Raw genomic sequence first — 23,072 nt, forward strand, 5'->3', positions numbered from 1 at the left:
ACATCTCATTTAGTGTAGAGGGAGGGGCATCGTCCATATTGACTCCTTATTGATATAAAATTATGGAATTAAAAATAAAAGAATATTCTAAGCTGGTAGTTCAGCCGCAATTTTCCAATTAACTGAAGTGACGCTTTTCTCCAAACTTACTCGACAAACAATCGATTCGATTTCTTTTTGCTCCGCAGGTGTTGCTAATATTTCCGCACAAACCTCAAGCCTGTCAGGCTGAATGGCATCTGCACTGCTCAATGACTGCAATCTGACACCTAAGCCATTGAGGGCTTGTAAAATCAAAGTCCTTACTAGGATTTCATCATTTATGTCGCAAATAATATGGATCTTATAACGCTGTTCTAAATCTAAGGCTTGCTGGTGAGGCTGAGTATTAATTCGTTGTGCGAGCTCCCGCAATAAAATGTTCGCACAGAGAATAATCGCTGTAGCAATCCCTGCTGCCCAGTATTGCCCCATACCACATAACTCCCCTATTCCCGCTGAACACCATAATGTCGCTGCTGTATTTAAACCACGAATGCTCATTCCCTGACGCATAATCACACCAGCACCAAGAAAACCAACGCCAGAGATAATTTGTGCCGCAATACGATCAGGATTTCCCTCAGAAGCGCTCATTGCAGTAATCATGAAAAGTGCAGCACCGGTTGATACCAAAGCGTTGGTTCTTAATCCCGCCATACGTTGACGCCATTGGCGTTCTGCTCCAATCAAAGCCCCAAAACACAGCGCAGATAGTAAGTGCATTGCAATAGATGTTAACAACATGGCATTCTCCATAACATCAAATGGATAAAGATACTCTAAGTCCCTCAAGTTGTTGATTGTGAACTTGATTGATTAGTACCTATTAGGTGCAGAAAACCATGTACATAGAGGCTGGCTCATTTAATTTTATTTGCTGAGCTTTTTATTGGTTGAGTTTTTTAATTCGTTATAAAACTAATACGCAAAGAATAGCCTGAAGAGATCATCTCTTCATCGTACATAGAATATTCTGACAACGAGTCTTTAATCGATTATTCGTATGTTCCCGGAGGAAACAAGGAGTGAATATATGACCACATCATGTATACCCCGATATACCTTCAGTTGATACCTGACTAAGAATTCCAACTCAGTAGATCCTTAATATCAGACAAATTTTCTTCAGGTGGGTACAACTCATGAAGTTAAAGTAGCACCGCCCACCATTCCAGGTAAGCAGCAAATCGAAGGGATATGAACAGCTTACCAGATTATTTTTTTATTTAACCAAAAGCTTTGACTGTCCAATTAATCGTTCTCCAATAGAATTTTCGGGGGAGTATAAACAGTTAAAATTAACAAGTAAAGGCCTTAAACAGGCAGATTGTTCTACAAGACAGAAATGACTTTCCGTTTTCCTAACTTACTTTCACTATGTTATTTTTTATCAATCAAATAAATAACCTGCGGACATTTTAGGATTGAACACATAAAATGAGATTCGTGAAATAAATTTTATGGTACAGAAAACACGGTGAAGGAAAACAAAAAGCCCGCCACGGCATTCGCGCTGGCGAGCTTAAATAAGGCATAAGGCAGAAATTAGATAGCAGTCACGTTTGCTGCTGCTGGGCCTTTGGCACCATTTTCAATGGTGAATTCTACGTTCTGGCCTTCTGTTAAGGTTTTGAAACCGTTACCTTGAATGGCAGAGAAATGTACGAATACGTCTTTGCTACCATCAGCTGGAGTGATGAAACCAAAGCCTTTAGATTCGTTGAACCACTTCACTTGACCTTTCATTTTGTCAGACATTTGACTTTCCTATATATCAAAAAAAACTCGCCACCTCGGGCATGTGTTGGCCAGTATCAGCTATTACTTATGGAGGCACTAAGAAGGAAACGGTCAACAAAGGCTACCAGAGGGATAGCACTTACACATAACTCATTAACTCAATATGTCGTACATAAAGTAGGTCTGTTAATCAGGCCAAACGCATTAACGCATGACCGCACACGAATATCAACCTTTTTATGTATTATCGTTTTAAAAAAAACTCAGACGCTCAATATTAGAACAGAATAACATAATAAACAGGTTTTTTTATAATTTTATTTGATTTATTCAACTTTTTCTTAGCAAGAAAAATACAAGATATTGCTTGCCAACAATAACAATTTGCCAAATAAATTAAAGCAATTGCTATACAGATATAGGTTCAGGACATGCTAACCTTGAAAATGCCATAACTTTCAATTCGATCACGATTTTTACAGCATTTTTTACGACACAATTTCTACAAATGAGTGAGTTAGTATTATGAAAATCATAAAACAGATATTGATTCAGGATCTTGAGCGGATCAATCTTAAAGAGCATCGTGATGGTAAAGTACATTTCAACAGCATTTTTATTCGTCATCATCCCTACTTGTGTTTGGCGATGGTCATTGCCTATGCTTTTCTTGCTATGCTCATGTGGTACGCACCCTATTTTGGCATCTGGTCTCTTTTTGCATTTACTCTAGCCTTTATTGCTATGGCAGGCGTTCTGCTATTTGACATCAAGCCAGTCTATCATTTTGAAGATATTGACGTACTTGATTTACGGGTATGCTATAACGGTGAATGGTTTGTCAACGAGCAAGTTTCTGAGAAAGCGATCAATAAGATACTTACTCATCCTCAAGTACCAAATATAATCAAAGATGACATCAAGCATATCATGCAGAAGAAACAGGGGGTTTGTTTTTATGATGTGTTTATGCTCGCTTGTTCGGAACAATCACCCTATGCTCAATCTATTAACATGGTTAATAAAAGTGCATAAATCTAATAGATTCAATAGAATAGTACAATGATAAACCAAGAAGATCGCATTATGAGCAAACAGTAAGAAAAAAGAATTTTTGCGTTGACACTATTCCAGTTCATCGCTAATATTCGCCCCGTTCTCGGGAACAACCCGATTCCTCCATAGTTCAGTCGGTAGAACGGCGGACTGTTAATCCGTATGTCGCTGGTTCGAGTCCAGCTGGAGGAGCCAAATTCAAATATTTCGCTAGATAAGTTAGCGTGATGTTAAGGTTGAGAAAGGTAACTTAGCCTAAGCCTTTTTAAGCGGCCTCCCAATTGGGAAGCCGTTTTTTTTCATCCTGATTTTTTATTTCCCATTACTAAGATCAACGTGTTCTGCACTTGTTGCCAGAATCTATTAAAAACCAATCCTGCACATATCTACTTTGTAATATCTTGTATTTTCTACTTAGAATTCAATAAAAACAGAGATAAAAACGACGAATATAAAATAAGTTGCGTTTTTCCAAGATAAACAAAAGACAATAAAGATTACAAAATCAATAAAATCTCAAATTATTAGATATTTTTTAAGCAAAAAATAGCAAAAAAAGCCATTTAGGCGAAAAACAAATCAATTAATTTTATTTTTAATTTTTTTACTTTACAACATAAAACCATTCACTGTATTATTCGCTCCGTTCTCAGGAACAACTCAATTCCTCCATAGTTCAGTCGGTAGAACGGCGGACTGTTAATCCGTATGTCGCTGGTTCGAGTCCAGCTGGAGGAGCCAGATTTTTGGAAATCCCGATTAGCTTTGCTGGTCGGGATTTTTTCTTTTGGGTACCAATTGTTATCCATCCCCTTTTATCTCCATCTCTTTATTTCCCGTTTCTTCTCTATTTCAAATAGCCTTGCCGACGTGATTGCCTATGCTAAAAACACAAAAAGATCAAAAACAACCCAACAAGCACATATTACGAGCAATCAAACACTTATTGTTATTTTCTGCTTTGACAAACGTGAAAAATGCCGTTATCATTCGGGCCAATTAAACGGAGTTCCTCCATAGTTCAGTCGGTAGAACGGCGGACTGTTAATCCGTATGTCACTGGTTCGAGTCCAGTTGGAGGAGCCAACTTAAAGAAAGCAGACATTAATTAAGGTCTGCTTTCTGCGTTTTTATCAACTAGTTATCCCTATTCCCTCGTTCACTAAAAACCACTCAAAGTCACACCACTTTGTTGGTAAATTTCCACCGGAAAGGAACAACGTAAAAGCAATTACTGCACTTTCCTCTGTCAAAACGAAAGTGTTTGAAATCCTTTACCATGCAATGTAAGGACAGATATAAAATCTGACCGTTTCGTTTTCTGAAAAAGGCGTACTTAACGGACTATACACTTACATTGAACAATTTTTTAAAAGCCAGTTTTCCACCGGAAGTTATGTTAACTTCTCTAAATCCCGAAGTTCTAGTTAACCAGCCTTTTTGTTCGCAATGAATAAAAAAAGCTGCACCAGCGTCACCACCAAGATGAAATCGTCGCTCACTCCAGTCAAGACAGGCACAGCATTCTTTGCGCTTTGTTTTTGGATCAAGCACAATTCCTAACTGCTGGGATTGTTTTCGGCCTTCCAAGGTTATTGATATTCCATCAGCATCAAACCAGCCTTCACCAACCATAAAATCATAAATTTCTACAGCTATTTCGCCAGCTAAATGGTCATAACACGTTCGGGCAATGCTCAGCAAAGAAGGAATGTGGGTTTTGGGTGGCGAAATCCTACTTCTGCTCCCCGATACTATCACCAGTCAATTTTAGTCAAAAAACACACACAACGTACAGATTCTCAGCAATAAAACAGTTATTACTATTTTCTGCTTTGACAACCGCAAAAAATGCCGTTAATATTCGCCCCGTCTTGAAGGAGTTCCTCCATAGTTCAGTCGGTAGAACGGCGGACTGTTAATCCGTATGTCGCTGGTTCGAGTCCAGCTGGAGGAGCCAAATTCAATTCACCCTCGTGTTGTTACTTCTATTTTTTCCTTTTTTGATACGATAATTTCCTCTACGTACCCTCACCCGGATAAGCTTAACATTCTAATTTTTCAAAATTTAGAGAATATTATCATTCAATAATAGCTATTTGGCTATTTTCACTTTATCATTCTCCTCCGGCTTAAGGATTGCTGAATCAGCATCCATCATTTTTCACTTATATTCTGGAGCCGGTTCCATGACCACTGAATCATATACAATTAAAATCCGCCGCCCTGACGACTGGCATGTCCATTTTCGTGATGGTGATATGCTAAAAACCATTGTTCCCCATACCAGCCGTTTTTTTGGCCGAGCTATCGTCATGCCCAACCTCGTCCCTCCAGTGACAGATGTTGCCAGCGCCAAAGCCTACAAAGAGAGAATAATTGCAGCTACACCGTCAGATCATCATTTCCAACCTCTTATGACTTGTTATCTGACAGATTCAACAACCAGCAATCAAATTGAGATTGGCTATAAAGAAGGCATCTTTACCGCTTGCAAACTTTACCCTGCCAACGCAACAACAAATTCTAGCCACGGTGTTTCCGATATCAAAAAAATCTACCCATTATTGGAGACCATGGAAAAAATAGGGATGCCATTGCTGATCCACGGGGAAGTTACCGCTTCTCATATTGATATTTTTGACCGTGAAGCGCGCTTTATCGAACAGGTAATGGAACCATTGCACCAGCAATTTCCTGAATTAAAAATGGTTTTCGAGCATATTACAACCAAAGAAGCCGCAGAATATGTTTTAGAAGGCAACGATAAATTAGGCGCAACATTGACACCACAGCACTTAATGTTCAATCGCAACCATATGCTGGTTGGTGGTATTCGTCCCCACCTTTACTGCTTGCCTGTACTAAAACGCAATATTCATCAAGAAGCCCTCCGGTCAGCAGTTGCCAGTGGTTGTAACCGTTTTTTCTTAGGCACGGATTCCGCTCCTCATGTACGGCACCGCAAAGAATCTTCTTGTGGCTGTGCAGGCGTTTTCAATGCTCCAACCGCCCTGGCAGCCTATGCCACTGTTTTTGAAGAAATGGGGGCAATGGAATATTTCGAGTCCTTCTGCTCCCTGAATGGCCCTGCATTTTACGGTTTGCCGGTTAATGATGGCCTTATCGAACTCACCCGCAAACCAACTCCCGTTGTTGAATACATCGAGTGTGGTGACGAAAAGTTAATTCCATTCCTTGCAGGGGAAGATGCAGGATGGGACGTAAGGGTATGTGAGTAACTTTAGCACGCTCCTTCGTGCGGAAATTGTTTTTTATTTCCGCACAATCCCGACCTGATAAAAAGCAGAAATAACCCATAACGGTTCTTCTCAGTCAGTTCTGATGCAAAAAATCCTGCTTTTTTCACTTCTTAGATTGCTAAAAAGGTTTATACTGCTAAAGGCTTATCTTAGACGAGGCCTTCTGCTCTTAGTCAATTATATCAATAATGATTCTGTAGTCTGATTAGGAGGTTATATGGGAAAAGAAAATGAAATAATTCAAACACATCCTGTTGTAGGCTGGGATATCAGCATTGTCGATGCCTATGACGCCATGATGATACGCCTTCATTACTCATCCACCCAAGATCAAACAACAGAAAATGTCAGTGTTGACAAAACGTTATGGTTAACAACAGGCGTAGCCAAACAGCTTATCCTCATTTTACAAGCCGGGATTGAAAAAATAGAATCCTCAGAATACAGCCAACTTGATCATATTAAACATTAACAATAACTAGGTTTAACACCTCCAACACATTCGGACACTCAATATATTGAGTGTCCCAAACAAACAATTGAACACATATCAACCAATAAAATTATCCATATGGTTTATTATCCTTCATAATATTGTATTATACATCCATGTTCACCCACCTAATGCTTAGTTATTAAGCTGATTATTTAAATATAACCATAGTAGAACAAGGATGTTCAAGTGATGAAACTATTAGTCATTGATGAATGCTATTACACACGTCTGGGAATTATTGAATCCCTAAAAGAAAATACAGACATCCTCTCTTTAGGCGCTGTATCAATACGGGATGCCATAAATATTTTGCCTGTCTTCTCTCCAGATGTTATTTTGGCGAATTTGACTAGTTATGGTTACTACAGTGAATATTGTGAACAACTGGAGTTATTAATTTCTTCAGTTTATGGTACTCGTAACTATATTTATGTAGACAAAACATACCCCACCAAGGAAACACCTATCCAGTTGACAAATAAAGATTTTATATTACCAAAAAAAGATCTAACGATATTACTTGAACGCCTAAAAGAAATAGCATCATATGATATTCAATGTTATTTCTCTAATTTTAGTGCATATAGTTCCATTTTTAGTCATCAGGAAAATCGTATCATCTATTATTGGATGTTAGAAATGGATACCCATAAAATTGCCAAAACTTTAAAAATTAGCAATAGTACAGTTTATTCGCATAAGAGGCATATTATAGAAAAAATAGGGGTATCTAACAAAATAGAGTTATTCTTTATTTACAATATCTTTAAATATTTTTGTTAAGCCTTTTGAATAACCTATTTTAGTATAAAATTCCCATTCACATAACAAATTATGTGAATGGGATAAGTAAGCACAGAGAATAAAGCTACAATTTGAAAGATGGGAACGAATACTACTTAAAGCACTACTATTTAATAGATTGCAGTGATGTAATATTCAAACCATCATTTAATCGATAGCGGGACTTATTAAAAATCTTAGCCCCATTCTCTCTTCCTGCACGACGGGCACGCTGTTCTTCCTCTGGCAGTTTCATCTCTTCACAGCAAGCATCGCTGCAACAGCCTTCGAAACGCGCTGCACAAGATGGGCACTGGATAAATAACAAATGGCAACCATCGTTCTTACAATTGGTATGGCTATCACACGTCGCTCCGCATTGGTGACAGTGAGCAATAACATCTTCACTAATACGCTCCCCCATACGCTCATCAAAGACAAAGTTCTTACCAACAAAACGAACTGGTAATTCTTGTTCTTTCGCTTTGCGGGCATACTCAATAATGCCACCTTCTACGTGGTAAACTTTGCTAAAGCCATTATGCAACATATAAGCACTTGCTTTTTCGCAACGAATTCCGCCAGTACAGTACATAACAATATTTTTATCTTTATTATCCTTCAGCATTTCTACAGCCATTGGCAGCTGTTCACGAAACGTATCTGATGGAACTTCAATCGCGTTTTCGAAATGCCCAACTTCATATTCGTAGTGGTTACGCATGTCGACAAAGACAGTATCAGGATCATCCAACATTTGGTTAACCTGCTCCGCCTTCAGATATTCGCCTGTTTTAGATGAATCAAAAGTTTCATCTTCAATGCCATCTGCAACAATGCGCTCACGCACTTTCATGCGCAATACCCAGAATGATTTACCATCATCTTCTAACGCAATGTTAAGGCGCAGATTATATAGTGCCGGATCGGTCTCATCCAATAATACCTTCAACGCATCGACATTCTTGGAAGGCACACTAATTTGTGCATTGATACCTTCTTTGGCGATATAAACCCGCCCAAAGACAGATAACTCGGTAAACTTTTGATACAGGCTATCGCGAAAAGTCTGTGGTGCGGAAATGGTGAAATACTTATAAAAAGAGATAGTAGTGCGCGGCTCAATTTCAGCCAACATGCGCTCTTTCAGCTCTTTGTTAGAAATACGGTTATGTAACACTGGCATGGTGTTCAAAATACCTTTTTAATCTATTGATATTTATAAATTTATGTCTTTCTGTGTCCACAGAGTGTCCACACTAGACCATGATCGACAATTTTAACTAGAAACCCCCTGTATCATACTAGGGGTTTTTTATTTTCTACAATATTACTTTTTCCTGTGATCGAAATCTATCAATCTACCATAATGGTTGAACAGGAATTCTTCTAAATTATCAGACTGATTTCACATCCATACAGTATAAAACTTGATTATCGTTTGTTGTATGCAATATTTTTCCATATATATGCTTATGAAAATCCAAGATTATCTTAATAAAAAAAATATCTCTGTACACTACTTTTGCTGACCTCATTGGGTGTTTTTGCACAATCAACACATCTCTCTGTTTTGCAAAAATCAATGAAAATGTGGCAACCACTCTCGATTAGTGATAGTGGAGATATTGTTACGCTTACGATGAATGAAGACAGGGTATGTTAGGTCAACCGCTGACATTGAAACACTCGCCGGCTAAGTTCACTCGCCGTGGTGTTGATCTTAATACCTATTGGTTTGTGCAATATGGCTATGAGACTAAGCCGTTTGAATTTAAGACGGGTCATTTGTTTCATTTAAGAGAGCCGGATATTAATCAGGAACTGTACGGCCTGCCGGAATATCTGGCGGCTATTCCGTCCATTCTGCTTAATGAAGCTTCGACACTTTTCCGTCGTAAGTATTATCTCAATGGTTCGCACGCGGGGTACATTCTCTATGCAACTTTCGCAATCTGTTTTTGTATGCCCCCGGCGGCAAGAAAGGCGGCATTCAAACTATCCCATTGTCCGAAGCCGCGGCGAAAGATGAATTTTTGAATATCAAGAATGTGAGCCGTGATGACATGTTGGCGGCGCACCGTATACCTCCCTCCGTTAATGGGGATTATCCCGCAGAATACCGGTGGGTTCGGTGACGTGGAGAAAGCGGCTAAGGTGTTTGTGCGCAACGAATTACTGCCACTGCAAAGCAAGATGAAACAGTTGAATGACTGGCTCGGGGAAGAGGTGCTCCGGTTTGGACGCTATTCCCTGGAGACGGACAAAAACGACTAACCCACATCACGTTGATGATACGACCGTCGGCGAGGCGGTCTTCTTTTGCCTGAATGAAAATGCGCAAAGTAGAATGTTTTATGCAGATAACTCATTAATGACATTTTCGATAAATTGAAAAACCAAGAAAACGGGAAATTTAAAAAATTGTATGATGATAGCATTATTAAAATTCATTACGCGCATTACTTCTTTATTTAATTAAAAAGAGATAAAAGCTAATAAATTTGATTGCAATCATTATATATGGATACTTAAAATACAACTACCATAATTAACTCATTCATTTAATATTAAAATAATTACTCCATTGCTTGATAAATACAAAAAAAACAGGGTGTTATTTTATGAAATATATCCCGTGACGTATTTTTAATAATATAAATCCTCTTCTCTTCTATTATTAAGGAAAACATCATGAGCATTATAAAGACATTTTATAACAACTCAGACGTGCCTATGTTCATAACGCTTGAGGGAAACCATCAGGGAACGCCTCATCTTCCTGCAAAGGTTAGTCAATTAATCCATTCTAAAGAAACACTAACTTTATCTGTACCAGGAACTTATATAATGAAACTGGAATATTCTATACATATGTACCATATTGGCTTTAGTATGATTTTAAAATCTATGGGACAAGAGTCGGAAGTAACCAGTCTTTTAAAACATGAAAAGTTTGTTCTTAATTATTGGTTCATCTGTAATAAAGATACGTACCCTACGTATAAAAACTGTTTTCCGGTTTCTATCATTCCGATGATTTAGTCATAATATAATATTGCTTAATATCACTAAAGGAGTTATGAAATGGGTGGCATTCTTTATAATACTAGGATAGTAATTAACCTGACTGACTTCGATTTTAACGTATCTATATACAGTCAGTATCCAATCATAACAAACCGTATAAAATCTAAGAGCAGTGCGCTTTTTGATTTTTCACATTTTTCGGAGATTCCTACGATAACTGGTATAATATTTAAAGACTCTCTAAATACATTACAATTGGAATATTTTTCAAACGAAATACAAGAACCAAATTTTGGATTTTTTCTTCAAAGTAGAACTATTACTATAGTTCAAGATGAAAACACTAAATTCAATTTTAGCTTAAGTTTCTACGAGCATTAATTTCATTGACATTTTTTAATTGCCAAGCATTAATAAAAGCAATCTACTCAAGGTAAAAGCCAGCAGATTGATATTACAACTAAGGATATATTAATATCAACATAAATCTCTCAGCTATATAATGGAGTGATGAATACGGCATATCGACGTGACCGGGACATTCTAGGCGGACACTGGCAGGGTTTATTCCTGGCATTCTACCGCTAACTGGAATTCTTTAATGGTGATAACCCGATCAAAGGATTACCAACACTGAAAGAAAAACGGGCTGAAATGACCTTTTTAGCTCATGAAGAAATCAAACTGTTACTCAATGCGTTATCAGGAGATTACAAATTGGTAGCATTGCTTTGTTTAAGCACAGGTGCCAGATGGTCGGAAGCTGCAACGTTAAAAAGTGAACAGGTGATAAATGGTGGAAATATCATTGCATTACAGCAGATTCTTGGTCACGCCAGTATTCAGCAAACCACGGTTTATGCGCATCTGTTGCCTGATTATATGCAGTTTGCTAGCACTCTTAATCCACTGAAAGGGGGGATAGGTGTATAAACATTTTAAGCAATTATAGTGACCTCAAAGTGTCCACACTAATATGTTTTTCAGTTTGTTATAATTGCTTGGCATTACTTTTTATTTAATTGATTTAAAGGGATTTTATTTCAATCAAATAAAGCAAGGTTCCATGGACGGAGCCTTAAAAGACAGGCATGGTGTACTTTCCTGAATTTCGCTTAAAAAATGAAAACTTCAATGGTCGTTCCATTGATGGCTGGATATCATAACGAAAATGGTCGTTGGAGGAATAGTGATTTATGCTTTTCCATCACGCCGATACAGTGGGATGATGACTACGATAGTCTGAGGCAGCAAAACCTTGCCAAACAGTGAATCAGGCAAATGAGTTATCACCAGATTCAATATTTAATGCCGCAAAATTTCGATATTCCACTAAAAAGTGTCACAATACACTAATACGATTTTTAGAGCCTATCTTAGGCATCTATGATTCAGACAGACGAAACCGATTCAAAATAACAAATAACATACAGAAAACACATGATACAAGCACCCCCTTTTTGTCGTTCACTTTTACATCCCCGCCACTGGCTGACTTGGTTGGGTATTGGCATACTTTATTTACTGGTTTTGCTACCTTATCCAGCGATTTATTGGATGGGAACCCGACTTGGACGACTTTCACTACGTTTCTTGAAAAAACGAGCCAAAGTTGCAGAGCGCAATCTGACACTTTGTTTCCCTGATATGCCAGCAGAGAAACGACAAGAATGGCTAGTCAGAAATTTCGAATCTGTTGGCATGGGCGTGTTTGAGACCGGAATGGCCTGGTTTTGGCCTGACTGGCGGATCAAGCGTTGGTTCAAAGTCACTGGAAGGGAACATATCCAACAAGTACAATCCACAGGCCAAGGAATTATCGTCATTGGTATCCATTTTTTAACACTGGAATTGGGAGCACGTATTTTTGGTATGCTGAACCCAGGTATTGGTGTTTATCGTCCAAATGACAATCCTGTCATGGATTGGCTACAAACTTGGGGGCGTCTCCGTTCCAATAAATATATGCTGGATAGGAAAGATGTTAAGGGCATGATCCGATGCTTAAAAAATGGTGAAATTGTTTGGTACGCTCCTGATCACGATTATGGCCCACGTAGCAGTGTATTTGCCCCATTATTCGCTGTTGAACATGCTGCAACCACGACTGGAACCTCAATTCTCGTCCGTTTGGCCAAACCTGCACTGATCCCTTTTACTCCGCGAAGGTTACCCAATGGAAAGGGTTATGAGTTAATTATTCAGCCCGCTGTAGAAAATTTTCCTCTGCAAGATGAAACAGAAGCAGCAACATTCATGAATAAGGTGATCGAAAAGGAAATTATGCAGGCACCCGATCAATATATGTGGTTGCATCGCCGTTTCAAAACTCGCCCTAAAGGTATGCCATCTTTGTATGGTGACAACGATAATATTCACTGATAAACATCATTTGGCTGTTATTTCCTAAGTAACAGCCAATATCCTCCTTCAATAATTCAGTACATCTCCTTAAAAAAGACGATCCTCGCCGTGATGGTGATTTCTCCCTGTTTTATATGGGCATCAATTTGGGATCTTTCATCGCTACGCTAATTACTGGCTGGTTAGTGAAAGATTATGGCTGGCATTGGGGATTTGGCGTTGGTGGATTGGGTATGCTACTCGCCTTGCTGATTTTCCGTTTTTATACTATTCCATTAATGCGTAGCTATGATAAAGATGCAGGGCTGGATTCCTGTTGGGATCGGCCAATGATAAAACGCAAGAATGTTGGCAAATGGGTCAGCACAATTTTAATAGCTGTCTGTGTAATTGTTGCATTGGTGGCGATGGGAGTAATTCCATTTAATCCAGTCGAAATTGCTAGGCGGTGTCCTTTAATTATATAATCTCCGATAAAAGAGTCGAATACAGCCTAATTTCACCATAACCAGGTAGTTTCGTGCTGTTTTTTCATAACGTGTTGCGATACGCCGATGTCCTTTGAGAAAACCAAAACAGCGTTCCACAACATTACGGTGACAATAAGCCTGCTGATCAAATTGAACACAACCATCACTATTTCCTTTTTCATGGATTTTATAAGGAATAATGCCCTTTATTCTCAATTTGCGCAGGTAACCGCAGAGTTTTTTTCCCGAATAACCTTTATCTGCCAGCACGGCTTGGCCAGGTGGATTTTGGTGCCATAACCGCCGCGTGAGCGACCCAACGCATTTAGGTAATCTGGCTGCTGGCCTGATTGGTGGTAATGTACGTGCAGATAAATTGGATAGCCTGCCTCAACTATTTTCCAACGTATCACTATCGTTGGTCATCTGCTCTGCTATTTTGCTTGTTTTAATCATCCCTATCCACCGTTTGATGAGCAGACTGCATGAGACAGAAGTAAAATCTTAAGTAACTTAAACTTTAGTTAAATCGCCACTAACATTCCATACCCGAATCAGAGATATTTAGTGGCATTTTGTCCAGGATTCACATTGGTTGCAAAAAATTATTATAATCATTAAATATTTTATCCCATGGAAATCACATCTTGAATAATTACAAGTTATTACCAGCTTTAGTATCAATATTGCAAACACTTAACCTAACTGAGTCATCAAAGCAATTAGGTGTTACACAATCAGCAATGAGCAAAATATTACATCAGCTGCGTGAAGATTTTCATGACAAAATTATTGTGAGGGAGGCAAATCAATTTATTCTCACCCCAAAAGGTGAAAAACTGAAAGAAAAGCTTCCGGCATTAATGCAACAATTGGATAACCTCTATGCACCAGAGATAATGGAACCAAATCTTTGTAAGAGAAAATTCACCTTAGCATCCAGTGATTATGTCGCCCAGGCCATCTTGCCATCTATAATTTCTAACATTGAAGTTGATGCTCCTAACGTGAGTATTGAATATAAATTGTGGCATAAAGACAATTTGAATAAGTTTGCTGAACAAGATATTGATTTAGTCGCAACCATTGCCGATACGATACCTGATAATTTATACGGTAAAATGATGGCTGAAGATCAACTTGCCGTTGCATTTAGAAATACACATCCCAAAACTGATAGCGATATGACTATTAACGACTATACAGAAGGTCGGCATATTTTGATTAGTGGTGGCGGAGATAAAGACAGTTTTGTCGATCAGATGTTGGCAAAGATGAACCTAAATCGCCACATTTACGCTACAGTTCCCTTCTTCCAGGCGGCCATTGAGTTATTGTTAAAAACAGATACCATGCTAACCATACCACTGCATATTGCTGCTGATTTTGCTCAAAACTATGATTTACAAATAAGACGTTTACCTATTGATATTAAAGCACAACAATACTATTTGCTATGGCATGCGAAACATCACCAAGATCCAGAGCATAGATGGTTTAGGGATATCTGTTTTCCTCTGATCAAAGCTCATCTTGAAAGAACTATCGAACATGGTATGAAATTAATTCATACCTATAAGTAGATTTTTCGTCTTTTATATATGATCTTGTTACATTAATATAATCAGCACTTTTTCATATAGATGGTAACATCTGTTATTTTCAATTTTATAATGGTAATAAATATGCTCTCTATAGAAACACTTGTTACATTTATCAGTATTTCAACCTTCCTATGCTTCTTGCCAGGTCCTGATAATCTTTTAGTTTTAAGTCAGTCTGCAATAAATGGATTCAAACATGGAGTATTAATTACCATTGGATTATGTATTGGATTAGTAATACATACTTATTTAGTTTCATTAGGCATTGCAGCAATAATACAAGCTAATACGATGGCCTTTGAAATTATCAGGCTATTGGGTGTGTTTTATTTAATTTATCTGGCTTGGGGAGCCTTTAAGGCAAGGCCTATTCATCTCAACAGCAACAGTTTTAATGACACAAAAAAACTCATTAAAAAAGGTTTGATTATGAATTTATCAAATCCAAAAGTAATTATTTTCTTTTTAGCTTTTCTGCCTCAATTTACTACTGACAATACAATTGCTACTCCAGTATCTCTTCAATTATTATATCTAGGTTTAATATTTGTCGTAATTGCTTTTATGGTATTTACTCTAATATCCTATTTATCCGGTTTTTTAAATAAAGCAATATCCAGTAAATCATCAATACAGATTGCTCTTAATAGAGTTACTAGCTTGATATTTATGGCATTAGCCATTAACTTATGTATTAGCCAGTTTTAAACAAGAATATATCACATGCTCTTAAACCATGTTTGACAAGATCGAATGTAATCCCCTGTCGGTTGCTGCTAAATTTGCGAATCCTTTCGCTATTTTCAGCATCCTTACACACTATTTCACAGCTTTTGTTACATTTATGAAACTGGCGTAAACCTATGTTAACTGCCAGTTAACTCAATTAATAGTAAGCATAACAAGCATCTTCAATATCAGAATAGGAATAACCATTCCCTTGTTCTTTCTCTAATTTCTGCCTTGTTTCCCTATAGCAACGGCGTTTATTCTGCTCTCTGAAATGCTGCATAATGTCGTCTTGTGGCTTATGGGAAAATTTAGGCTGTTGCTCACTCCAGTCATAAGAAAGCTTCCAGCTCTCTTTATCAAGTCTATTGTGATGCTTATTAAATTTATCATTATATTCTTTCTGTTCATTCTCCCGCTTCTCGGCTAAGGCATTATCTTTAGCCAGTTTTTCGGTGTTCCAATTCCCACTATCCAGTGTGTCCCTCTTTTTCAGGTACTCTTCTGAGGGTTTGTTATCCGCGGGTATATCGCTTTGGTAGCTTAAATCCAATGCCAGAGCTTGAGAAAACCACACTGACAAAATAAAAAATAGGCAATGAGATCCTTTGATTTTCATATTCTTCCTTATCAGAACTATAACAAATGATTATTATTAATAATCGTTATCATATTGTGCATCACGGCTTCAGAGAAAGTTTAAGTCTTCGCTAACAACTGCTGGCTCAATTAATAAAAACCTCACGCCTCTTTTGATTTGTTGTCCTATAGCAATGACGTTTAGTTTACCCTCTGAATACGTTCAGTTTTGTTTCATGAAGCGTTCTATATCTCGCTTTAAATCTTGCGGATTGGGGGGATAATCCTTAAAGCTAAAACTGTTCGACCTATACCAATCAGAAGATCGATTATTATACTCTTTCTGTTCATTTTCCTGCTTTTCGGCTAAGGCATTATCTTTAACCAATTTCTCCCTGTCCCAATTTCCATCGTGCAATTTGTCCCTTTTTTTCAGGTACTCTTCTGAGGGTTTGTTATCCGCAGGTATATCGCCCTGGTAGCTTAAATCCAAAGCCTGAGCTTGAGAAAACCACACTGACAAAATAAAAAACAGGCAATGGGATCTTTTGATTTTCATATTTTTCCTTAATGGGAATATAACAATGACGTTTAGTTTGCACCCTGAAAACGTTCAGCTTGTATCCGGAAGAATTGCATCTCTTGGCGAAGGTAATGCTGTTGAATATCGGGATAAGCATTAAAGCTCTGCGCATACCAATCAGGAGGAAGTCTTAGGCTCTTTTTCTCAAATTTGCCATTATATTCATTATATTCTTTCAATTCCTTCTCCCCCTTCTCAGCTAAGGTAATAGCTTTAGCCGGTTTATCCATGTTCCAATTTTCGTAATCCGAACTGTCCAGGCTGAATCTCTTTTTCAGGTATTCTCCTGAGAGCCTGTTATCTACGGGTATATCGCCCTGGTAGCTTAAATCCAAAGCCTGAGCTTGAAAAAACCACACTGACAAAATAAAAAACAGGCAATGGGATCCTTTGATTTTCATATCCTTCCTTAATGAAACTATAACAACAAATTATTATTTAATAACCATTATCACCTAAGGTCAACACTACAATTTCTGTGCATTTTGCAACCAAAAAAATAACTCTTTACAAATCAATGTCGTTTCAACATTCTGTGATTTACTTTTCATTATAAAAATTAAGTGAGATTCTGATGCATCCATACCCTATTTATCACGTCGATGCCTTTACGGAAAAATCGTTTTCTGGCAATCCCGCTGCGGTTGTCTTACTGGATAAATGGCCAACAGATGAAACGCTGATTTCTATCGCTGCTGAAATTGGCCTGCCAGAGACCGCTTTTCTGGTAGAAAACCACTTACGCTGGTTTACACCTAAAGTCGAAGTAGATTTATGTGGACATGCAACGTTGGCGACCGCGTTTGTCCTCATAACCCATCGCAACATCCAAGAGAAGTTACTCACATTCAAAAGCCGCTCCGGTGAACTCCGAGTTTCTCATCAAGATGGTGTTTTTACATTGGATTTCCCTGTCGCCGATTGTCATGAAGAAAATGACCTCATCCCTGTCATACAAGACGCCCTGGGACAAAATGTTTCCGCGGTATTAGCTTCACATGATCGTTATATTTGTGTTTTAGATTCCGTAGAACAGATCATCAATACCCACCCCGATTTTAATAAGATTGCAGCCCTGCCCTTGCCAGGACTTGCCATTACCGCTCTCGGTGATTCGTTCGCTGATTTCGTTTCTCGCTATTTTGCACCAGCTAAAGGTGTCAATGAAGATCCTGTTACAGGCTCCAGCCATTGTGTTCTTGCCCCTTTCTGGGGAAAGCGGCTCAATAAAACTGAGCTTCATGCCCGCCAATTATCAGAACGAGGCGGTGAGTTGTTATGTCAAATAGATGGAGATCGTATCTACCTGACGGGTAAAGCAAGACTCTTTTCACACGGTGAGATACTGCTTGAGAATATATAATTCCTTATTTTTGATAAAAAAACTGGCACAAAGTCACAATAGATAAAAGTTATCTGCAAGAAAAAGCCCTATTGGTATTTAAAGGATAAACTAGCTATGGTCAGCGGAATAAATTCTGCTGACCAATAATGACAACTATCTACATTAACTTTGATTACGCACCAGTAAATCTGAATTAATTTCCGAGATTGATCTCGCTCCGGTTAAGGTCATCGCTACCCGCATCTCTTTCTCAATCAGATCCAACAAGTTAGAAACGCCTGCTTCACCTGCCGCAGCCAACGCATAAACAAAAGCACGCCCCAGCAAAACGCTATCCGCGCCCAGAGCAATCATTCTCACTACATCCAATCCGGTCCGGATACCAGAATCAGCGAGAATGGTAATGTCGTTTTTGACTGCATCCACAATCGCAGGTAAGGCGCGTGCCGTTGATAAAACACCATCAAGCTGACGTCCGCCGTGATTTGAAACCACAATGCCATCAGCCCCAAAACGGACAGCATCTTTAGCATCTTCTGGATCAAGGATGCCTTTGATAATCATTGGCCCTTTCCAGAAATCACGGATCCATTCCAAATCTTTCCATGAGATTGATGGATCAAAATTATTTCCCAACCAGCCAATATAATCTTCCAATTTAGTCGGTTTGCCACGATACATAGAAATATTGCCCAAATCGTGTGGCTTACCCCATAATCCTACATCCCATGCCCATTGAGGATGAGTCATCGCCTGCAAAATACGACGCATGGTTGCATTCGGGCCACTCATACCGGAATGTGCATCACGGTAACGCGCCCCAGGTACTGGCATATCAACGGTAAATACCAGATTTTTGACTCCCGCAGACTGTGCCCTTTCCAGTACATTGCGCATAAAACCACGATCTTTTAGCACATAGAGCTGAAACCAGATTGGGCGATCTATTGCAGGAGCGACTTCTTCAATCGGACATACTGATACCGTCGACAAAGTAAATGAGATCCCCTTTTTGGCTGCGGCACGTGCAGCTTGCACTTCACCACGACGCGCATACATTCCTGCCAGTCCAACAGGGCCAAGTGTCACCGGCATTGACATTTTCTCGCCGAATAAGCTGGTTTCCAGGCTTAATTCGGACATATCCTTCAATACACGCTGGCGTAATTCAATATTGGATAAGTCTGTGGTATTACATTTAAGGGTATGTTCTGCGTAGGCTCCGCCATCAATATAGTGGAACAGAAAAGGCGGTAACTTAGCTTGTGCTGCATCCCGATAATCAGTTGAAGCGGAAATAATCATAATATCTATCCTAATGTAAAGTTATTCACACATTTTATGGCATACCATTTCGTTTGATCACCTTTATCTCCAACGTATTAAAAGTTAAAAGGTTTTTCTACACTAACAATAAAATCATCAAAATAAGCATATTGTTCCACTGGTGGCGCCCAATCCAGCGTAGAGCCACCAACAAAAGAACTCCATTTTATTGCATCAATAAAAACATCATCTTTATTTCTCAACTTGAGATTATCCGTTCTAAAAACCTCTTGATTATCGACATATTGGATATAAATACCATCATGTTTACCGATACTATTCAGCTTCACATATTGTGTCAGGGTATACCAAATATTTTTCTTTAAAAAAATTTTTAATTTAACGTAATCCCCACATTGTTCATTTTTTTCCGAGTAATAGAGATAACCAAATAACTCACCAGCTTTTCTCCACATCACGCGACTGCTGAAACCATCGAAACTGTCATTATCAATACAACCTGACGGATGATCACCACCAGCTAATCCTGGTAGTTTTCCACCTTTAACCCACATAAATTCTTTACTGAACATCACCCTATACTGTAACCATAACGCTTCATGCTCACCATTAATCGGTGCGTTGAATGAGGTACCGGCCTCAGAACCAACAGCATTGGCAAGATAAGTGAGCTCTAATACTTTGTTGTTATCATCTTGAGGATCAATAACGATATTTAATCTTCCCTGACGAAGACCAGACGATGATGTAGGTGAAATCCCCCAATCAGATTTGAAATCTTTAGCAGAGTATTGCCCTATCTTGTGTGCAAAATTTACATTAATCAAATTATCATTAGATACAAGAGAAAAATGAATTGGCACCATAATTAGCTCCTTGGTAAATTATATTTATACTTTCACATAAAGCTCCAAATAGAATAAGAAAAATCAGAAAAAACAATCTAAAATATATTTTTATATTGTCCCTGTTTGAAATGACAGTCAAACCTTATAGCCGACAAACTATATTTAAAATAACTCACTAGTCTTTTATATTTAATATCTCCCTCCAGAATAAAAACAATAAACTGGAGGGTTAAAAGCTACCATTTATCTATACTCATTTTGAGAGCATGTTTTCCAGAATATCATAAATAGGTAACAAACGAGTGAATCCATCCCTATTAAGGAAATGTCCACCATTATCAATATTAATCACTTCCGTTTGCAAAGAATGAGCCAGAATCTGGGAGGATTGCGGAGAAACAATTTCATCATCAGATGAAATAAGTGAAAAACGGTGTTCGGTTACCTCACGCAAGAAAGCATAATCTAACGGTTCAACAGTAAAAGAATCCAATTCTGGTAAAGTAATTTGAGAAGAGTCAAATCCAGAGACCAAAATATATCCACCAATACGAAGATGCCGAGAACGCATCGATTCTAAATGCCGCAATAGCGTAATACAACCGAGACTATGACCAACAAAAATCGAGCCTTTGTCTACTTCAGGCACGATATCCATCAACATCTTAGCCCAGGCTTCAGGTTTAGGAGATGATGTATCAGGCATTGTGGGTATGATAACCTCCGCACCCTGTTCAGTAAGTTTCTCTTTTAACCAAGGGAACCAATGTGATGAAGGTGAAGCAGTATATCCATGAACAATAATTATTTTTTTGCCAGAAAACTTCCCTTGACCACTTATTTTTTCTGATATCACTAATTTTCTCCTATTTAATAATTTATCTATTTGGAGTCAACCATCTAATTATTAAGAGCTTGAAACTGAGATAAGTCAATAATCAAATACATGATCATAAGTTAGTTACCACTTAACTCATACATTCCGAATAAAATTCTTTATCCTTGCGCTAAAAACGGCTGGCTGTTCTATAGGGAACATATGCGTCATCCCTGTGATAATTTCCGATTGACAATTGGGAATGTTTCTTGCTGCTGACACACTAACAAGTTGAAACAATGGACGAGAGTATTCACCATAAGCAACATGCACTGGCAATTTTATCGTCCCCAAAACGTTTACGCTTATATCTGGTTTCTCATTCTGATTCAATTGCTTAATTACCGTATCTGCTTGGGCTAATTGAGCCATACGCACAGCTTCAGGTTGTGATGCAAAATAACCTTTTTGATTTCCTGAACCATCAATCAGAATTTCCACCATTTCAGTCAGTTTTCTTTTTCCTATTAATGCAAATAAAGGGCCAAACATAGCTTGAGCATCTACCATAAATAGTGCTAATTCATCCTTGGTTAAATAAGAGGGATATCCAAGCTCATAAAGAAAAAGACTACGAAACAATTCAGGAGCTTTTAATACTGCTAATAATGCTACATCAGCGCCATAAGACCATGCGACCAGATGTAGCGGAGAACAGCCTATTTTACGGATAACTTCAATAACATCATTAGCATGAGTTTCAATACCAAAGTTACCCACTTTTGCAGAACCTCCAAAGTGGCGCAAGCTCAAAGCTATTGGTGACACTGTATCTTCCAATTCGATCATATGTTGATGCCACATATAACTATCAGCCAACGCACCATGCAGAAACAATAAGGGTGTTTTAGTATTCTCATGATTATGGAGATACACAAATTGAGCATCATTAACAGTGATTTTCTTTTCTTGATATCTGATCATTGCTTTTCCGTTATAGCGTATTGTCTATTTTTTATATAAAAATACCCTGAATTTTCTAAATTGCTGCTTTGTTATTAGATTATAATTTTTAGCCTATCCTGCTAGTTTTCTCGCTTGTTTTTCGAGCCAAGAAACCACTGCATAATTATTGAACAAGTAAAAATGCCCTCCTGTGAAAATTTGTTGCTCTATTGGCGCCGGTAACACTCGCCACCATTCCGCCAAACGAGAAACAGGAACTCTATTATCCCGATCTCCTCCTATCACATAGGTTGGGATATTCAACTTTACTTTCGGTAATAAAGACAAAGAATCCAACAAAATGAGATCGTTTTTCATTGTTTTGATTACATAATTACGTAATTCTGGGTTAGCAAGAATATCTGTAGGTGTTCCTTCACATTGCTCAAGAATATTCAAAACATAAGAGTCAGAATATTCCTCACATGGCTTATTTTTAAACCTTTCGGGATCAGTAAAACCACGGGCTGAGATAATAAGTGCTAGTTGCTTTTCTGGTAATTCACTCTCCAGCCTACGAGCAACCTGATAAGCCAGTTCTGCACCCAAACTGTGCCCAAACAGTAATAAAGGTTTATCCTCTCCTAACCTTAAACGCTTTATTGCGGCAAGGATATCAGACAAAATAGTTTCAACATCCACCTGAAAAGGCTCTGAAACACGCATTCCCCTACCTGCAAGCTCCAAACAATAAACCTCGATAAATTCCGATAACTTGTGAGCCAACTCAATGTAGGAAAAACAAGAGCCTCCGGCGTGATGAAAAAATAACAGTTGTGCTCCGGCCTCTGGCCTTTTAATCGCAGAAAATAAAACTGAATCAGACAAGATGAAGTTCCTTTAGCAGATAAGAGATATCCCATGAATTCTTCAAGCTATTGCTTTGTTGTTTACAACTGTAACTTGAAATCGATTGAATATAAATAACTTTGAAAAACACTCATTAGGGAAAGAATAATAACTATTTATTTCCTTTTCTATAACAGAAAAAATTGATTAGCTTATAATTATTAATTAACTCACAATGTTAG

24 protein-coding genes, 4 tRNA genes and 4 pseudogenes are annotated in these 23,072 nt (G+C 38.2%); 19 read left to right on the forward strand and 13 right to left on the reverse strand.

The genetic code is table 11. The features are described 5' to 3' along the window. Positions 1 to 87 precede the first annotated feature (87 nt). Positions 88 to 786 (reverse strand): MgtC family protein, encoded by a 699-nt coding sequence (locus BDE27_RS08645; RefSeq protein ID WP_244208733.1) that lies wholly within the window; start codon positions 784 to 786, stop codon positions 88 to 90. 801 nt (positions 787 to 1,587) lie between these two features. Further along, positions 1,588 to 1,800, reverse strand: coding sequence for a transcription antiterminator/RNA stability regulator CspE (gene cspE / locus BDE27_RS08650; protein ID WP_047766586.1), 213 nt, complete (start codon positions 1,798 to 1,800; stop codon positions 1,588 to 1,590). A gap of 507 nt (positions 1,801 to 2,307) precedes the next feature. Between cspE and BDE27_RS08655 the strand changes: the two genes are divergently transcribed. From BDE27_RS08655 to BDE27_RS08675, 5 genes are all read left to right on the forward strand, one after another. Further along, positions 2,308 to 2,817, forward strand: coding sequence for a YlaC family protein (locus tag BDE27_RS08655; RefSeq protein ID WP_099131253.1), 510 nt, complete (start codon positions 2,308 to 2,310; stop codon positions 2,815 to 2,817). A 140-nt stretch (positions 2,818 to 2,957) separates the two neighbouring features. Further along, positions 2,958 to 3,033 (forward strand) — tRNA-Asn (locus tag BDE27_RS08660). Positions 3,034 to 3,503: 470 nt separating this feature from the next. Continuing rightward, positions 3,504 to 3,579 (forward strand) — tRNA-Asn (locus tag BDE27_RS08665). Continuing rightward, positions 3,547 to 3,858 carry a hypothetical protein gene (locus BDE27_RS08670; protein WP_099131254.1) on the forward strand — a complete coding sequence of 104 codons (312 nt, stop codon included), beginning with the start codon at positions 3,547 to 3,549 and terminating at the stop codon, positions 3,856 to 3,858. The genes BDE27_RS08665 and BDE27_RS08670 overlap by 33 nt, the downstream gene beginning before the upstream one ends. Continuing rightward, positions 3,849 to 3,924 (forward strand) — tRNA-Asn (locus BDE27_RS08675). The genes BDE27_RS08670 and BDE27_RS08675 overlap by 10 nt, the downstream gene beginning before the upstream one ends. 258 nt (positions 3,925 to 4,182) lie before the next feature. Here the strand turns inward: BDE27_RS08675 and BDE27_RS08680 are convergent. Continuing rightward, complete coding sequence (locus tag BDE27_RS08680) at positions 4,183 to 4,542, reverse strand: hypothetical protein (protein WP_244208734.1); 360 nt, start codon at positions 4,540 to 4,542, stop codon at positions 4,183 to 4,185. A 180-nt stretch (positions 4,543 to 4,722) separates the two neighbouring features. Between BDE27_RS08680 and BDE27_RS08685 the strand changes: the two genes are divergently transcribed. From BDE27_RS08685 to BDE27_RS08700, 4 genes are all read left to right on the forward strand, one after another. Beyond that, positions 4,723 to 4,798: transfer RNA gene (locus tag BDE27_RS08685), tRNA-Asn, on the forward strand. Positions 4,799 to 5,027: 229 nt separating this feature from the next. Beyond that, positions 5,028 to 6,080, forward strand: coding sequence for a dihydroorotase (pyrC, locus tag BDE27_RS08690; protein ID WP_099131255.1), 1,053 nt, complete (start codon positions 5,028 to 5,030; stop codon positions 6,078 to 6,080). Positions 6,081 to 6,318: 238 nt separating this feature from the next. After that, positions 6,319 to 6,573 carry a biofilm formation regulator BssS gene (bssS, locus tag BDE27_RS08695; protein ID WP_099131256.1) on the forward strand — a complete coding sequence of 85 codons (255 nt, stop codon included), beginning with the start codon at positions 6,319 to 6,321 and terminating at the stop codon, positions 6,571 to 6,573. Positions 6,574 to 6,786: 213 nt separating this feature from the next. Beyond that, entirely contained in the window at positions 6,787 to 7,380 is a 594-nt protein-coding gene (locus tag BDE27_RS08700; protein ID WP_099131257.1) for a response regulator transcription factor, read from the forward strand. Positions 7,381 to 7,507: 127 nt separating this feature from the next. Here BDE27_RS08700 and trhO read toward each other — a convergent pair whose 3' ends face one another. Further along, positions 7,508 to 8,566 (reverse strand): oxygen-dependent tRNA uridine(34) hydroxylase TrhO, encoded by a 1,059-nt coding sequence (gene trhO / locus BDE27_RS08705; protein ID WP_099131258.1) that lies wholly within the window; start codon positions 8,564 to 8,566, stop codon positions 7,508 to 7,510. Between the two features lie 464 nt (positions 8,567 to 9,030). Between trhO and BDE27_RS08710 the strand changes: the two are divergent. From BDE27_RS08710 to BDE27_RS08735, 6 genes and pseudogenes are all read left to right on the forward strand, one after another. Then, a pseudogene (locus BDE27_RS08710) lies at positions 9,031 to 9,657 on the forward strand (phage portal protein); the annotation flags it as partial. Between the two features lie 417 nt (positions 9,658 to 10,074). Further along, positions 10,075 to 10,425: a hypothetical protein gene (locus BDE27_RS08715; RefSeq protein WP_099131259.1), complete on the forward strand. Its 351-nt coding sequence runs from the start codon at positions 10,075 to 10,077 to the stop codon at positions 10,423 to 10,425. Between the two features lie 573 nt (positions 10,426 to 10,998). Then, a pseudogene (locus BDE27_RS08725) lies at positions 10,999 to 11,343 on the forward strand (hypothetical protein); the annotation flags it as partial. A 201-nt stretch (positions 11,344 to 11,544) separates the two neighbouring features. Next, positions 11,545 to 11,682, forward strand: a complete 138-nt coding sequence (locus tag BDE27_RS19420) for a hypothetical protein (RefSeq protein ID WP_167450565.1) — start codon at positions 11,545 to 11,547, stop codon at positions 11,680 to 11,682. A 168-nt stretch (positions 11,683 to 11,850) separates the two neighbouring features. Next, positions 11,851 to 12,792, forward strand: coding sequence for a Kdo(2)-lipid IV(A) acyltransferase (locus BDE27_RS08730; protein WP_099131262.1), 942 nt, complete (start codon positions 11,851 to 11,853; stop codon positions 12,790 to 12,792). A gap of 65 nt (positions 12,793 to 12,857) precedes the next feature. Continuing rightward, positions 12,858 to 13,217: pseudogene (locus tag BDE27_RS08735) on the forward strand (POT-type proton-dependent oligopeptide transporter); the annotation flags it as partial. A gap of 12 nt (positions 13,218 to 13,229) precedes the next feature. Here BDE27_RS08735 and BDE27_RS08740 read toward each other — a convergent pair. Then, positions 13,230 to 13,562 (reverse strand): annotated as a pseudogene (locus tag BDE27_RS08740) (transposase); the annotation flags it as partial. On the opposite strand from BDE27_RS08740, the gene BDE27_RS08745 reads away from it, so the two are divergent. From BDE27_RS08745 to BDE27_RS08755, 3 genes are all read left to right on the forward strand, one after another. Further along, positions 13,552 to 13,752 carry a hypothetical protein gene (locus tag BDE27_RS08745; RefSeq protein WP_370588251.1) on the forward strand — a complete coding sequence of 67 codons (201 nt, stop codon included), beginning with the start codon at positions 13,552 to 13,554 and terminating at the stop codon, positions 13,750 to 13,752. The pseudogene BDE27_RS08740 and the gene BDE27_RS08745 overlap by 11 nt on opposite strands. 139 nt (positions 13,753 to 13,891) lie before the next feature. Then, a complete protein-coding gene (locus tag BDE27_RS08750; protein WP_187652068.1) occupies positions 13,892 to 14,827 on the forward strand; it encodes a LysR family transcriptional regulator in 936 nt (311 codons plus the stop codon). A gap of 102 nt (positions 14,828 to 14,929) precedes the next feature. Beyond that, positions 14,930 to 15,556: a LysE family translocator gene (locus BDE27_RS08755; protein WP_167450567.1), complete on the forward strand. Its 627-nt coding sequence runs from the start codon at positions 14,930 to 14,932 to the stop codon at positions 15,554 to 15,556. A 178-nt stretch (positions 15,557 to 15,734) separates the two neighbouring features. On the opposite strand, the gene BDE27_RS08760 is transcribed toward BDE27_RS08755, so the two are convergent. The 3 genes from BDE27_RS08760 to BDE27_RS08770 form a co-directional block, all read right to left on the reverse strand. After that, entirely contained in the window at positions 15,735 to 16,196 is a 462-nt protein-coding gene (locus BDE27_RS08760) for a hypothetical protein (RefSeq protein WP_099131267.1), read from the reverse strand. 183 nt (positions 16,197 to 16,379) lie between these two features. Then, the gene (locus tag BDE27_RS08765; RefSeq protein ID WP_244208735.1) at positions 16,380 to 16,715 is read right to left on the reverse strand and encodes a hypothetical protein; all 336 of its coding nucleotides are present in this window, start codon (positions 16,713 to 16,715) and stop codon (positions 16,380 to 16,382) included. Positions 16,716 to 16,747: 32 nt separating this feature from the next. Then, positions 16,748 to 17,140, reverse strand: a complete 393-nt coding sequence (locus BDE27_RS08770; protein ID WP_099131268.1) for a hypothetical protein — start codon at positions 17,138 to 17,140, stop codon at positions 16,748 to 16,750. A gap of 173 nt (positions 17,141 to 17,313) precedes the next feature. Between BDE27_RS08770 and BDE27_RS08775 the strand changes: the two genes are divergently transcribed. Continuing rightward, positions 17,314 to 18,102, forward strand: coding sequence for a PhzF family phenazine biosynthesis protein (locus BDE27_RS08775; protein WP_099131269.1), 789 nt, complete (start codon positions 17,314 to 17,316; stop codon positions 18,100 to 18,102). 144 nt (positions 18,103 to 18,246) lie between these two features. Here the strand turns inward: BDE27_RS08775 and lldD are convergent, their stop codons facing one another. The 5 genes from lldD to BDE27_RS08800 form a co-directional block, all read right to left on the reverse strand. Continuing rightward, entirely contained in the window at positions 18,247 to 19,389 is a 1,143-nt protein-coding gene (gene lldD / locus BDE27_RS08780; protein WP_099131270.1) for an FMN-dependent L-lactate dehydrogenase LldD, read from the reverse strand. Positions 19,390 to 19,466: 77 nt separating this feature from the next. Further along, complete coding sequence (locus BDE27_RS08785; RefSeq protein ID WP_099131271.1) at positions 19,467 to 20,237, reverse strand: polysaccharide lyase; 771 nt, start codon at positions 20,235 to 20,237, stop codon at positions 19,467 to 19,469. 235 nt (positions 20,238 to 20,472) lie between these two features. Continuing rightward, positions 20,473 to 21,075, reverse strand: coding sequence for an RBBP9/YdeN family alpha/beta hydrolase (locus BDE27_RS08790; protein WP_244208736.1), 603 nt, complete (start codon positions 21,073 to 21,075; stop codon positions 20,473 to 20,475). 117 nt (positions 21,076 to 21,192) lie between these two features. After that, complete coding sequence (locus BDE27_RS08795) at positions 21,193 to 22,020, reverse strand: alpha/beta fold hydrolase (protein ID WP_099131272.1); 828 nt, start codon at positions 22,018 to 22,020, stop codon at positions 21,193 to 21,195. A 93-nt stretch (positions 22,021 to 22,113) separates the two neighbouring features. After that, positions 22,114 to 22,869 carry a thioesterase II family protein gene (locus BDE27_RS08800; RefSeq protein WP_099131273.1) on the reverse strand — a complete coding sequence of 252 codons (756 nt, stop codon included), beginning with the start codon at positions 22,867 to 22,869 and terminating at the stop codon, positions 22,114 to 22,116. Positions 22,870 to 23,072: the final 203 nt, after the last annotated feature.

This window comes from Xenorhabdus ehlersii (assembly GCF_003610465.1).
GTDB classification, from domain to species: Bacteria; Pseudomonadota; Gammaproteobacteria; order Enterobacterales; family Enterobacteriaceae; genus Xenorhabdus; species Xenorhabdus ehlersii.

Coding starts and splice junctions, on each gene's coding strand:
- BDE27_RS19420 (WP_167450565.1), top strand. CDS start 11,545: ATGGTCGTTCCATTGATGGCTGGATATCATAACGAAAATGGTCGTTGG.
- BDE27_RS08655 (WP_099131253.1), top strand. CDS start 2,308: ATGAAAATCATAAAACAGATATTGATTCAGGATCTTGAGCGGATCAAT.
- BDE27_RS08755 (WP_167450567.1), top strand. CDS start 14,930: ATGCTCTCTATAGAAACACTTGTTACATTTATCAGTATTTCAACCTTC.
- BDE27_RS08715 (WP_099131259.1), top strand. CDS start 10,075: ATGAGCATTATAAAGACATTTTATAACAACTCAGACGTGCCTATGTTC.
- cspE (WP_047766586.1), bottom strand. CDS start 1,800: ATGTCTGACAAAATGAAAGGTCAAGTGAAGTGGTTCAACGAATCTAAA.
- BDE27_RS08765 (WP_244208735.1), bottom strand. CDS start 16,715: ATGAAAATCAAAAGATCCCATTGCCTGTTTTTTATTTTGTCAGTGTGG.
- BDE27_RS08770 (WP_099131268.1), bottom strand. CDS start 17,140: ATGAAAATCAAAGGATCCCATTGCCTGTTTTTTATTTTGTCAGTGTGG.
- BDE27_RS08785 (WP_099131271.1), bottom strand. CDS start 20,237: ATGGTGCCAATTCATTTTTCTCTTGTATCTAATGATAATTTGATTAAT.
- pyrC (WP_099131255.1), top strand. CDS start 5,028: ATGACCACTGAATCATATACAATTAAAATCCGCCGCCCTGACGACTGG.
- BDE27_RS08670 (WP_099131254.1), top strand. CDS start 3,547: ATGTCGCTGGTTCGAGTCCAGCTGGAGGAGCCAGATTTTTGGAAATCC.
- BDE27_RS08700 (WP_099131257.1), top strand. CDS start 6,787: ATGAAACTATTAGTCATTGATGAATGCTATTACACACGTCTGGGAATT.
- bssS (WP_099131256.1), top strand. CDS start 6,319: ATGGGAAAAGAAAATGAAATAATTCAAACACATCCTGTTGTAGGCTGG.
- trhO (WP_099131258.1), bottom strand. CDS start 8,566: ATGCCAGTGTTACATAACCGTATTTCTAACAAAGAGCTGAAAGAGCGC.
- lldD (WP_099131270.1), bottom strand. CDS start 19,389: ATGATTATTTCCGCTTCAACTGATTATCGGGATGCAGCACAAGCTAAG.
- BDE27_RS08730 (WP_099131262.1), top strand. CDS start 11,851: ATGATACAAGCACCCCCTTTTTGTCGTTCACTTTTACATCCCCGCCAC.
- BDE27_RS08795 (WP_099131272.1), bottom strand. CDS start 22,020: ATGATCAGATATCAAGAAAAGAAAATCACTGTTAATGATGCTCAATTT.
- BDE27_RS08645 (WP_244208733.1), bottom strand. CDS start 786: ATGTTGTTAACATCTATTGCAATGCACTTACTATCTGCGCTGTGTTTT.
- BDE27_RS08760 (WP_099131267.1), bottom strand. CDS start 16,196: ATGAAAATCAAAGGATCTCATTGCCTATTTTTTATTTTGTCAGTGTGG.
- BDE27_RS08775 (WP_099131269.1), top strand. CDS start 17,314: ATGCATCCATACCCTATTTATCACGTCGATGCCTTTACGGAAAAATCG.